General features: G+C 33.2%; 7 protein-coding genes and 2 rRNA genes. 8 read left to right on the top strand and 1 reads right to left on the bottom strand.

Going from position 1 to position 12781, the window contains the following annotated elements; all coding sequences use genetic code 11:
- Positions 1–54 precede the first annotated feature (54 nt).
- From AC2JAQ_RS16420 to AC2JAQ_RS16400, 5 genes are all read left to right on the top strand, one after another.
- Positions 55–1875, top strand: a complete 1821-nt coding sequence (locus AC2JAQ_RS16420; protein ID WP_488458815.1) for a glycoside hydrolase family 13 protein — start codon at positions 55–57, stop codon at positions 1873–1875.
- A gap of 53 nt (positions 1876–1928) precedes the next feature.
- The gene (locus AC2JAQ_RS16415; protein ID WP_488458814.1) at positions 1929–2372 is read left to right on the top strand and encodes a hypothetical protein; all 444 of its coding nucleotides are present in this window, start codon (positions 1929–1931) and stop codon (positions 2370–2372) included.
- A 355-nt stretch (positions 2373–2727) separates the two neighbouring features.
- Complete coding sequence (locus AC2JAQ_RS16410; RefSeq protein ID WP_488458813.1) at positions 2728–3894, top strand: glucose-1-phosphate adenylyltransferase; 1167 nt, start codon at positions 2728–2730, stop codon at positions 3892–3894.
- Between the two features lie 29 nt (positions 3895–3923).
- On the top strand, positions 3924–5030 hold the full coding sequence (gene glgD, locus AC2JAQ_RS16405; protein ID WP_488458812.1) for a glucose-1-phosphate adenylyltransferase subunit GlgD: 1107 nt from the start codon (positions 3924–3926) through the stop codon (positions 5028–5030).
- Positions 5031–5093: 63 nt separating this feature from the next.
- Complete coding sequence (locus AC2JAQ_RS16400) at positions 5094–5540, top strand: VanZ family protein (protein ID WP_488458811.1); 447 nt, start codon at positions 5094–5096, stop codon at positions 5538–5540.
- Positions 5541–5650: 110 nt separating this feature from the next.
- On the opposite strand, the gene cls is transcribed toward AC2JAQ_RS16400, so the two are convergent.
- Positions 5651–7093, bottom strand: a complete 1443-nt coding sequence (cls, locus tag AC2JAQ_RS16395; RefSeq protein WP_488458822.1) for a cardiolipin synthase — start codon at positions 7091–7093, stop codon at positions 5651–5653.
- Between the two features lie 448 nt (positions 7094–7541).
- On the opposite strand from cls, the gene AC2JAQ_RS16390 reads away from it, so the two are divergent.
- The 3 genes from AC2JAQ_RS16390 to AC2JAQ_RS16380 all read left to right on the top strand — a co-directional run.
- Positions 7542–9098: an AbgT family transporter gene (locus AC2JAQ_RS16390; protein ID WP_488458810.1), complete on the top strand. Its 1557-nt coding sequence runs from the start codon at positions 7542–7544 to the stop codon at positions 9096–9098.
- Positions 9099–9766: 668 nt separating this feature from the next.
- Positions 9767–11279: ribosomal RNA gene (locus AC2JAQ_RS16385) — 16S ribosomal RNA — on the top strand.
- 188 nt (positions 11280–11467) lie between these two features.
- Positions 11468–12781, top strand: a 23S ribosomal RNA gene (locus AC2JAQ_RS16380); the annotation flags it as partial.

Genomic DNA, 12781 nt, shown 5'->3' with positions numbered 1-12781 from the left:
AATACTATATTAATATGAGTGCTTTGTTTTATTAAGTAAGAAAGGGGTATTACTATGAGAAAAGACTATATTTATCATGATTCTCAAAATACCTTTTATAGAGAGCCTTTTGGAGCTGTTTCTATAGGAACTAAGGTTAAGTTGTTTTTAGAATGTAAGGAGCAAGGAGAAGTTTCTATAGAAGTAATAAAATTTGATGGTTTTAGGTATTCAATACCTATGATGATTGAAAAATCTAAAGAAGGATGTATTCTTTATAAGGGAATTATAGATACTACTGATTCTTTAGGAATTCTAAATTATTGCTTTAAATACATTAAAGATGGTTTTACTCAATATTACGGAAATAATGAGGAGAACTTAGGGGGAGAGGGAAAAATATATTATGAATACCCAAAGTACTATCAAATAACAGTTTACAATAAGAATGAGATTCCTAATTGGTATAAAGAGGGGATTATTTATCAAATATTTGTTGATAGGTTTTTTAATGGAAATAAGAATAATGAAATACTAAATAAAAAGAAGAACATTTTCATATATGGTAGTTGGTATGATGAACCAATGTATATAAGAGATAGCAATGGAAATATTGAGAGATGGGATTTTTATGGTGGAAATTTAAGAGGAGTAATAGAGAAATTAGATTATATAAAATCACTAGGTGCGAATATTATATATATGAATCCAATTTTTGATGCTGTAAGTTGCCATAAATATGATACAGGAGATTATGAGACCATAGATAAAATGTATGGGAGCACTGAAGACTTCATAGAATTATGCCAAAAGGCCAATAAAAAGGGAATAAGAATAATATTAGATGGAGTTTTTAGTCATACTGGATCAGATAGTAGGTATTTTAATAAGCATGGTAACTATAGTGACCTTGGAGCATATGAATCTAAATATTCTAAGTATTATAAGTGGTACAGATTTTATGACTATCCAAATAATTATGAGTGTTGGTGGGGATTTGAGAATCAACCTAATGTAGAAGAATTAGAAAAGACATATTCAGATTATATAGTAAATAATGATAATTCAATAGTGGCAAAGTGGCTTAAATTAGGAGCTAGTGGATGGAGATTAGATGTAGCCGATGAGTTACCAGATGAATTTATACAAATGATTAAGCATAAGATGAAGATTACAAAAGAAGAAAGTGTATTAATAGGAGAAGTTTGGGAGGATGCGTCTAATAAAGTTAGTTACTCTAAGAGAAGAAAATATTTATTAGGAAATGAGTTGGATTCTGTTACTAATTATCCTTATAAGAATATAATTTTAGATTTTTTAAATGGATATATAACCTCAAAGGATTTTTATAAAGTAATAATGAGCATAAAAGAAAATTATCCAACAGAGAACTTTTATGCAAATATGAACCTTTTAGGAAATCATGATACAGAAAGAATATTAACAGCATTAAATGAAAATATAAAAAAACTAAAATTAGCTATATGTATTCAAATGACTTTACCAGGTGTCCCTTTAATATATTATGGGGATGAGGCAGGGCTTTTAGGGCATAAGGACCCTGAAAATAGAAAGGCATATCCATGGGGAAGAGAAAACAAAGAAATATTAGAGCATTATAGCTTCTTTGGAAATTTTAGAAAGAATGAAGAGGTTCTTAAAAAGGGAGAGTTTTATATTTATAAGAATACTCCAGATGAAATTCTTGCATTTAAAAGGTTTTATGAAAATAAGGAAATGATAATTATTATAAATAGAGATATTTACAATAAAAGGATTACTTTAAATACTAAAGAGGGAATATATAAAAATAGATTCTCTGATGAGATATTTTATAGTAAGGGGAATATTATTGTAGATATAGAAGGAGAAAGTTATAAAATTTTAACTAATTAGAGGTATTTTCTAGAGAGAAAAATCATATTAATCCATATATGGAGGTGTATAATATGATAAGGACAATAGTATGTCAAAGAGAAGGCTGTAATGGAAATGCTTTTTATATAAATAGTCATGATGGAGAAATGAGTATTGTATGTAGAGAGTGTAATAGTGAATATAAGTATGAAACAGAAAACAATTCACTTTTAATGCTTTCTAATTGTTCAAGCTGTAATAATGACACTTTTAAGGTTTTTAAAGATACGGATAGTAACAATATATATGCTAAGTGTATGGTTTGTGGAAATCCACCAGAAAATATTTTTGTTGATGCTGATGGAAATCAGATATCTTATGAAACTAAAGTTTTAAATGATGTAAAGGAGATTGTTTATAGGGTTGAGCAAAGAATAAACAATCTTGAAAGAGATGTTGAAAATCTAGGAAGTGGCCAAGTTTTAATTGAACAGTCTGTAGCATATATAAATCAATTTTTATCAGAGGTTAAATAATATTTTTTAGAAAATCAATTTAATATTTTAAGTTTTATTATTTTTAGTAGTAAGATTAATAATTTTCTAGAAAAATTTATGTTAAAGAAATTTTCTCTATAATTAATTAAAATTTTGTTTGAGTACTAGAAAGAAAAAGTTTTCTAGTACTCTTTATTATGGAAGAGTTTAATAAAATTTTAAGTAGATTAAACTTATTTTTTAAAAATATTTGAATAATTTAAAATAATTAACATTTAAGATTAAATTATTATAAATTTACTTTATTTAACTATTAAAGTTAAAGTGGAAGTGTGATATAATTAAAATATCCATTTAATGGTATAAAAGGGGATATATTGGGAGGAAATAGCTTATGTCAAAGAAAGAGATAGTTGCAATGATATTGGCTGGAGGTCAAGGCTCCAGATTAGGCGTGCTAACTAAAAATTTAGCAAAGCCAGCAGTTCCTTTTGGAGGGAAATATAGAATAATAGATTTTCCTTTGAGTAACTGTTCTAATTCAGGTATTTATACTGTAGGGGTTTTAACGCAGTATAAGCCTTTGGAATTAAATGAACACATTGGTATTGGGGATACATGGGATTTAGACAGAAGAGATGGAGGAGTAAGTATATTACCGCCATATCAAAAAGAAAAAGGTGGAGATTGGTATAAGGGTACAGCCAATGCAATCTACCAAAACATTCAATTTATTGAGAGATATGATCCAGAATATGTGCTTATTTTATCAGGAGATCATATATATAAAATGGACTATGATAAAATGTTACAAATGCATAAGCAGAAAGAAGCCGATGCAACAATTGCGGTAATAAATGTTCCTATGCATGAAGCTAGTAGATTTGGAATAATGAATACAAATGATGATTTATCAATTTATGAATTTGAGGAAAAACCAGAACATCCAAAGAGTACAAATGCTTCAATGGGTATATATATTTTTAACTGGAAGGTTTTAAAGAAATTCTTAGAAGAAGATGAATTAGATCCGAATTCAAGTAATGACTTTGGTAAGAACATAATCCCTAAAATGTTAAATGCAGGTAAGAGGCTTGTGGCTTATCCATTTAAGGGATATTGGAAGGATGTTGGAACTATAGATAGCTTATGGGAAGCTAATATGGATTTATTAAAGAATGAAGATGAGTTAAGTCTTTACGACAGTGAATGGAGAATTTATTCAGCTAATCCTGTTAGACCAGCTCAATTCATTGGAAAAGATGCAGAAATAAAATCATCATTAACAGTTGAGGGTTGTATAGTTCATGGTAAGGTAGAAAATTCAGTTTTATTCCAAGGGGTTTATGTAGGAAAAGGCGCTGTGATTAAGGATGCTGTAATAATGCCAAATACGAGAATTGATGATGGGGTTGTAATAGAAAAAGCTATCATAGGTAGTGAAGCTATTGTAGGCAAGGATTGTAGAATAGGTAATGGAGATGAAATTTCAGTTATAGCATCAAAAGAGGTTGTTATAAAAAACAAAGAAATAATGGAAGAATGTGCTATGGTAAAGTAAGTAGGGATATATGAGAGGGGGAACGGTTTATGAATAATTGCATAGGTATAATAAACTTAGATGAGAATGAAAGTAGAATGGGAGAATTAGTTAAAAATAGACCTTTAGCAGCAGTACCTATTGCTGGAAGATATAGAGTAATTGATTTTATACTTTCTAATATGACTAATGCAGGTATAGAATCTTTAGGAATTTTAAGTAAAAATAAATCACGTTCATTGGTAGATCATTTAACCAACGGAAGGCCGTGGGATTTACACAGAAAAAGAGATGGATTGAGAGTATTTAATTTTGGTGAAAGAGATCCATATTATGATGATATAACAAATCTTTATGAGAACTTAGATTTCTTAACAAAAAGTAGAAGAGAATATGTTCTTATATCACCATCATATATGATTTGCAATATAGATTTGAAAGAAGCTTTAGAATATCACAAAAATAATGATAATGATGTAACTGTAATATATAAAAAAGTTAATGATGCAGATTCTAACTTTGTTGATTGTGATGTTTTAAATTTAGATAAAAATGGATTTGTAAAAGGTTTTGGAAAGAATTTAGGGCGAGAAGAAGAAAGCAATATAAGCATGGAAATGTATATATTAAGAACTGATCTTCTAATAGAAATAATATATGAATGTATAAGACAAGGTTCACACAGAAAGTTCAAAAACTATGTTAATGATTCTTTAGATGAATTAAAGGTTAGTGGATTTGAATTTAAAGGATATTTAAGTTGTGTTAATTCGTTGAAAGCTTATTACAAAGCCAATATGGATTTATTAAAAGAGGATGTATATAAAGAATTATTTATAAATAATGCACCTATATACACTAAGTCTAGAGATGAAGGGCCAACTCATTATACCAAAAATAGTGAGGTAACTAATTCAATAATAGCTAATGGATCTTATATTGAAGGTAAAATAGAGAATTGTATAATAGGAAGAAGAGTTTACGTAGGACCGGATGCAGTTATTAAGAATAGTATTATAATGCAGGAAACCGTTATAGGGGAAAGTGCTCATCTAGATAAGATAATAACAGACAAAGCAGCAGTGGTAAAAGATGATGAAAAAATAGTAGGACTTGAATACTGTCCTATGGTTTTAAGTAAACCTAATATAATATAAACTTGCAATAAACCATAGCATCATTTAAATTTAACTTATATTAAAATGAGAAGAGGAGATGCTATGGATAATAAAAGAAAGAAAATAATTGCATGGAGTTTAATGATATTTTGGATGGCTTTTATATTCTTAATGTCTAATCAACCAGGAGATGTTTCTTCTAAACAAAGCGATTTTGTAGTAGTTTTGATGGACATGTTAGGAATAGATTTAAATAGTCGTTTCGGTGATTTATCAACATTAATCATAAGAAAGAGTGCTCACTTTACTGAATATATGATACTTTATTTCTTAGCTTTTAATCTTTTAAGATTATATATAAGCAAGAAAAAAGCATATATTTATTCATTATTTATAGTATTTGGGTATGCTTGCACTGATGAATTCCATCAATTATTTATAGAAGGAAGAAGTGGTCAATTTAAAGATGTGTTGATAGATACATCAGGAGGAATCTTTGGCATGTTGCTAATTTATTTAAAAAATAAGTTTTTTACAAAAAAAGCTTAAATTTAAAAAGCCTCAAATATATCTTTTAAATATAAAAAGTTTCTTTATATGTTTAGTATATATATAAAGAAACTTTTTTATTATATTTTAATATATGAATATTACTTTTATTAAAGTAAGGCTGAAAAAATTCTAGTAATCCCTTCAACAAACTTATCAAACTTAGTTGATTTTTCATATTCTTCAATTTTAAAATGTCTGCATTTAAGTAAATCTTCAAAAAATAAATCATCTAATTTAGAAGTAATTCCTTCATCATATATAACAGTATTTATTTCATAGTTAAGTTCAAAACTACGAATATCCATATTAGCTGTTCCCAAAGTGCAGATTTCACCATCTATTGTCATTGTCTTGGCATGAATAAATGAATTATTATCATAGAAGTAAACTTCTATTCCACAATCCATAAGTTCAGCTAAATAACTTTTAGAGGCTTTATTAACCATAAAGTGATCTGATTTTTCAGGGAAAATAATTTTTACATCAACTCCACTTAAGGAAGCTATTCTAAGAGCTTCTAATATACTTGGAGGTGGTACAAAATATGGTGTTGTTATATAAATATTTTTTCTTGCTATCATAATCATTTTTAATATACTTTGCATTATTGCTGGAAATGTTGAATCAGGACCACTCTTAACTAATTGCATTAGAACTCTTTTATCAGCAATTGTGCTTTCTGGAAAGTATTTGGAGAATTCCTTATCATAAAAAGTATAACTATTATTAGCCTTTTCTATAGTTATAAAGTCATCTAAAAACACGGCTTGAAGAGCTAATACAAAATCACCTTTAATCATTAGGTGAGTATCTCTCCAATAACCAAATTTTTCATTTCTACCTAAATACTCATCACCTATATTTATTCCCCCTAAAAATCCAACTTGCCCATCTATAATAACTATTTTTCTATGATTTCTATAGTTAATTTGAGTATTTATCATTTTAAGAAGAGGAGCTAAAAAGTATGAATATATAACAACAGAGACTCCTGCTCTTTTTAATTCCTTAACATAGCTTTTTTTTAATTTGCTTGATCCAACTTTATCAATTATAAATCTAACCTTAACACCCGCTAGAGATTTTTTTATTAAAATGTCTTTGATTTCATTACCTATTTCATCATTATTTACTATGTAATATTCAAGATGAATATGATGTTTAGCTTTAAGAAGTTCTTTCTTTAAATCTTTAAATTTTTCAGTACCATCTTTATATACTTTTATATCATTATTTATAAAGATAGGAGAATCACTATTAAAAGCCAAGAGCTCCATTAAAGGAACATATTGTTTTTTAGGATATTCATCTAAGATTGGACTTATTAAATCCTTAACTTTAGGATTGATTCTATCATTAAGTTTGTGCCTTTTCCAGTTACGTCCTAAAAAGATATAAAGTATTAATCCAATTGGAGGTAATAATGTTAATATTAATAACCACGCTATTGTCTTTTCAGGCTGTTTTCTCTCTAGCACAACAATTACAACGGATAAGATTACATTTAGTATGAATGCTATATATAGAAGTGTAGTTGTGTAGTTTATAATAATCCCTCCTTTATAAATCTCGTACTAAATATTATTGTAACATTAATTATCTCAATAACTAATACTTTCTAAACAGTTTTGTACAAAAATATAGTCAGAAATAAATTTATTAAGAAGAGAATAACATGTTTTGAAAGTTAAATTCACTTATCAATAAAAATTATTAGTAATAAATATATCAATAAAGTTTTAATAGTAAAGATATGTTGCTTTAAAAGGAATTTTATCTTTAAACTATCGGCAACACTTTATTGTGATAAAGTTAAGAAGTTTTTCAAAATATAGCTAAATTATTAATATTATGTTATATAAATATAACTTTATTGAAATATTGATAATGAATGATATAATAAATTAAAAGATAAATAAAAAAATAATTTTATTATTAATGGAATTATAACAATAAAAAGCGAAAAGTATTAATTTATTAAAAGGGGGGCATATAAATATGAAAGCTACAAAGGAAATAAAACAAAAAAAAGGCGGAATTTTAGGTTTCATAGAAACTGTAGGTAATAAATTACCGCATCCGGCTACGATATTCGTAATATTATGTGCTGGTGTAGTGATTTTATCTCATATTTTAGCATCACAAGGGGTATCTGTTACTTATGAAGGAATAGATAGAGCTACAAATGAGATAAAAGAAATAACAGTTTCAGTACAGAGTTTACTAACTCCAGAAGGAATTAGATATATTTTTGAATCATTAATAACTAACTTCACAAGCTTCGCGGCTTTAGGAACAGTTTTAGTTGCAATGTTAGGGGTTGGAGTTGCAGAAGGAACTGGTCTTATAGGTACGGCCTTAAGAAGATTAGTTTTAAAAACTCCAAAGAGCTTAGTTACATTAGTTGTAGTATTTGCAGGGGTTATGTCAAGTATAGCTTCTGATGCAGGTTACGTTGTTCTTGTACCATTAGGTGCAGTAATATTTATGAGTTGTGGAAGACATCCAATAGCTGGTATAGCGGCTGCATTTGCAGGGGTGTCAGGTGGATTTAGTGCTAACCTTTTCCCAGGACCAGTTGATGCATTATTAGGTGGTATGACTACTGAGGGGGCTCATATGTTTGATCCAACATATTCAGTATCACCAGTTGGTAACTGGTATTTCTTAATAGCTTCAACATTTGTAATAACTTTAATAGGTACTTTAGTTACTGAAAAAATAGTTGAACCTAGATTAGGTCAATATAAAGGTGCATTAATAGCTGGTGATGAAGATGCTATGAAACCTCTTGATAAGAAGGAAAAGAGAGGATTAAAGTTTGCAGGATTATTTGCTTTAATAGGTACTATAATAATAGGTGCTTTAGTTGTTCCAGCTAATGGTATATTAAGAAATCCAGAAACAGGAGAAATCTTAAGTTCACCATTCATGAACTCAATAGTAGTTTCTATAGCATTCATATTCTTACTAGCAGGTGTTGGATATGGAATTGGTGCAGGTAAAATAAAGAGTGATAAAGATATAGTTTCTGAAATGAGTAAGACAATGTCTACAATGGGATCATATATAGTATTAGTATTCTTCGCAGCTCAATTCGTAGCTTATTTTGGAAAATCAAACTTAGGAACTGTAATAGCGGTTAAAGGAGCAGATTTCTTAGGATCTACAGGAATAAAAGGTATTCCTCTATTAATAGGATTTATACTTGTAACAGCATTTATAAACTTATTCATGGGATCAGCTTCAGCTAAGTGGGCTATCATGGCTCCAATATTTGTTCCAATGCTAATGGGGGTAGGAATGAGTCCAGAAATGACTCAAATGGCTTACAGAATAGGCGACTCAACAACAAACATCATATCTCCACTTATGACTTACTTTGCATTAATAGTATCATTCAGTGAAAAGTATGATGAAGAATCAGGAATTGGAACAATGATATCAACAATGGTTCCATACTCAGTTTCATTATTAATAGGATGGACAATCCTACTAATTGTTTGGTATTTACTTAAATTACCGCTAGGACCTGGTGCAGCAATGATGGTTTAGGATCTTATATAAGGATAATAGTTTAATTACTAGGAAGATAAATATAGTTTATTTAAATAAGAGAAAATTTGATTCAGCGAGAGTAATCTACTCTCGCTGAATTTTTTTTCAATAAAAAATTAATTAAAAAGAATTTATTAGTTAAGATGCCTTTGATATTAGCTAGACTTACCTTTAAATGATTTGTTTAGATTTGTATTTATGCAATTATGTAATAGAAGTATGTTTTTTGGGTGAAAAGTATATATCAATTTTAATTTGATGTATTTTATAGATAATATAGGATTAAGAATTTATATATTATAGTATTTTTGAATTTAATGGAATTTAAATAAGGAACACAAAACCAGGTGTATCAATATAAGTATAAAGAAGTAATTTGGTGAAAAATGAAGTATTATAGGAATAATTATTGTAAATAACTTTATTTTCTTATAGGGAAAAGGAGATAAGATGATAAGATAAATCTCGTCGCTGAGAGACACACAAACAACTTAACAAAACAAATTAAAAGTTTTTAAAAAAAGTTGTTGACAAAGTTTCAAAGTGATGTTAAACTAAGGAAGTCGCTTGAGGGCGACGAAGAAATGGTCTTTGAAAATTAAACAGAAGATATTAACATAAACCAGCAATTCTTTTATAAGTAATATGAGTATAGATTAAACTTTTAAATTGAGAGTTTGATCCTGGCTCAGGATGAACGCTGGCGGCGTGCTTAACACATGCAAGTCGAGCGATGAAGTTTCCTTCGGGAAACGGATTAGCGGCGGACGGGTGAGTAACACGTGGGTAACCTGCCTCATAGAGTGGAATAGCCTCCCGAAAGGGAGATTAATACCGCATAATGTTGAGAGATGGCATCATCTTTTAACCAAAGGAGCAATCCGCTATGAGATGGACCCGCGGCGCATTAGCTAGTTGGTGGGGTAACGGCCTACCAAGGCGACGATGCGTAGCCGACCTGAGAGGGTGATCGGCCACATTGGGACTGAGACACGGCCCAGACTCCTACGGGAGGCAGCAGTGGGGAATATTGCACAATGGGGGAAACCCTGATGCAGCAACGCCGCGTGAGTGATGAAGGTTTTCGGATCGTAAAGCTCTGTCTTTGGGGAAGATAATGACGGTACCCAAGGAGGAAGCCACGGCTAACTACGTGCCAGCAGCCGCGGTAATACGTAGGTGGCGAGCGTTATCCGGATTTACTGGGCGTAAAGGGAGCGTAGGCGGATGATTAAGTGGGATGTGAAATACCCGGGCTCAACTTGGGTGCTGCATTCCAAACTGGTTATCTAGAGTGCAGGAGAGGAGAGTGGAATTCCTAGTGTAGCGGTGAAATGCGTAGAGATTAGGAAGAACACCAGTGGCGAAGGCGACTCTCTGGACTGTAACTGACGCTGAGGCTCGAAAGCGTGGGGAGCAAACAGGATTAGATACCCTGGTAGTCCACGCCGTAAACGATGAATACTAGGTGTGGGGGTTTCAACACCTCCGTGCCGCCGCTAACGCATTAAGTATTCCGCCTGGGGAGTACGGTCGCAAGATTAAAACTCAAAGGAATTGACGGGGACCCGCACAAGTAGCGGAGCATGTGGTTTAATTCGAAGCAACGCGAAGAACCTTACCTACACTTGACATCCCTTGCATTACTCTTAATCGAGGAAATCCCTTCGGGGACAAGGTGACAGGTGGTGCATGGTTGTCGTCAGCTCGTGTCGTGAGATGTTGGGTTAAGTCCCGCAACGAGCGCAACCCTTGTCGTTAGTTACTACCATTAAGTTGAGGACTCTAGCGAGACTGCCTGGGTTAACCAGGAGGAAGGTGGGGATGACGTCAAATCATCATGCCCCTTATGTGTAGGGCTACACACGTGCTACAATGGCTGGTACAGAGAGATGCAATACCGTGAGGTGGAGCCAAACTTTAAAACCAGTCTCAGTTCGGATTGTAGGCTGAAACTCGCCTACATGAAGCTGGAGTTACTAGTAATCGCGAATCAGAATGTCGCGGTGAATACGTTCCCGGGTCTTGTACACACCGCCCGTCACACCATGAGAGTTGGCAATACCCGAAGTCCGTGAGCTAACCGCAAGGAGGCAGCGGCCGAAGGTAGGGTCAGCGATTGGGGTGAAGTCGTAACAAGGTAGCCGTAGGAGAACCTGCGGCTGGATCACCTCCTTTCTAAGGAATACATCTTAGGACAACTAAGATGATAATGAATTCTGGATAATATCTCTGTTTAATTTTGAGAGACTATCTCTCAAAATTGTTCTTTGAAAATTGCACATAATTTAATTTATAGAAAACAACAAGCCAAATTGGCAAAACCAATTTCTATTCTTTGTAAAATGAGAACTATAACTAATATAGGTCAAGCTACAAAGGGCGCATGGTGAATGCCTTGGCATCAGGAGCCGATGAAGGACGTGATAAGCTGCGATAAGCTTCGGGTAGGCGCACATAGCCTGAGATCCGAAGATCTCCGAATGAGGAAACTCACATGGGAAACCCCATGTATCATTAAGTGAATACATAGCTTAATGAAGGTAACCCAGGGAACTGAAACATCTAAGTACCTGGAGGAAGAGAAAGAAAAATCGATTTTCTTAGTAGCGGCGAGCGAAAGGGAAAGAGCCCAAACCGGAAACTTGTTTCCGGGGTTGTGGACATAACATAAAAGTGGAGGCTATTGTAACTGAAGAGAGCTGGAAAGCTCCACCGTAGAAGGTAATAGTCCTGTAAGTGAAACGAGAAGACCACGAGTTATGATCCAGAGTACCACGAGACACGTGAAACCTTGTGGGAAGCAGGGAGGACCACCTCCCAAGGCTAAATACTACCTGATGACCGATAGTGAAGCAGTACCGTGAGGGAAAGGTGAAAAGAACCCCGGGAGGGGAGTGAAATAGAACCTGAAACCGTGTGCCTACAACCGCTCAGAGCCCCTTATGAGGGTGATGAGGTGCTTTTTGTAGAACGAGCCAACGAGTTACGGTATGTAGCAAGGTTAAGTACTTAAGGTACGGAGCCGAAGGGAAACCGAGTCTGAATAGGGCGACTAGTTGCATGCCGTAGACCCGAAACCGGGTGACCTATCCATGGCCAGGTTGAAGCGAGGGTAAAACCTCGTGGAGGACCGAACCACGTTGCTGTTGAAAAAGCATGGGATGAGCTGTGGATAGCGGAGAAATTCCAATCGAACCCGGAGATAGCTGGTTCTCTCCGAAATAGCTTTAGGGCTAGCGTCGAGTATGAGTAGTGGAGGTAGAGCACTGAATGGGCTAGGGGGCATAGCGCTTACCGAACCTTATCAAACTCCGAATGCCACATACTTTGAGCTCGGCAGTCAGACTACGAATGATAAGATCCGTGGTCAAAAGGGAAACAGCCCAGATCGTCAGCTAAGGTCCCAAAGTGTAAGTTAAGTGGGAAAGGATGTGAGATTTCTAAGACAACTAGGATGTTGGCTTAGAAGCAGCCATTCATTAAAAGAGTGCGTAATAGCTCACTAGTCGAGAGATCTTGCGCCGAAAATGTAACGGGGCTAAACTTACCACCGAAGCTACGGGCTTGAACTTAGTTCAAGCGGTAGGAGAGCGTCGTAACCGGGCTGAAGTCGTACCGTAAGGAGCGGTGGACTGGTTACGAGTGAGAATGTTGGCATCAGTAGCGAGATGTGGGTG

This window comes from Clostridium sp. LIBA-8553 (assembly GCF_057782465.1).
This window is presented reverse-complemented; position numbering and strand designations above follow the sequence as displayed.

Excerpts from the sequence above, each read along its gene's own strand:
- AC2JAQ_RS16390 (WP_488458810.1), top strand. The coding sequence starts at position 7,542 with ATGAAAGCTACAAAGGAAATAAAACAAAAAAAAGGCGGAATTTTAGGT.
- AC2JAQ_RS16400 (WP_488458811.1), top strand. The coding sequence starts at position 5,094 with ATGGATAATAAAAGAAAGAAAATAATTGCATGGAGTTTAATGATATTT.
- AC2JAQ_RS16420 (WP_488458815.1), top strand. The coding sequence starts at position 55 with ATGAGAAAAGACTATATTTATCATGATTCTCAAAATACCTTTTATAGA.
- AC2JAQ_RS16410 (WP_488458813.1), top strand. The coding sequence starts at position 2,728 with ATGTCAAAGAAAGAGATAGTTGCAATGATATTGGCTGGAGGTCAAGGC.
- AC2JAQ_RS16415 (WP_488458814.1), top strand. The coding sequence starts at position 1,929 with ATGATAAGGACAATAGTATGTCAAAGAGAAGGCTGTAATGGAAATGCT.
- glgD (WP_488458812.1), top strand. The coding sequence starts at position 3,924 with ATGAATAATTGCATAGGTATAATAAACTTAGATGAGAATGAAAGTAGA.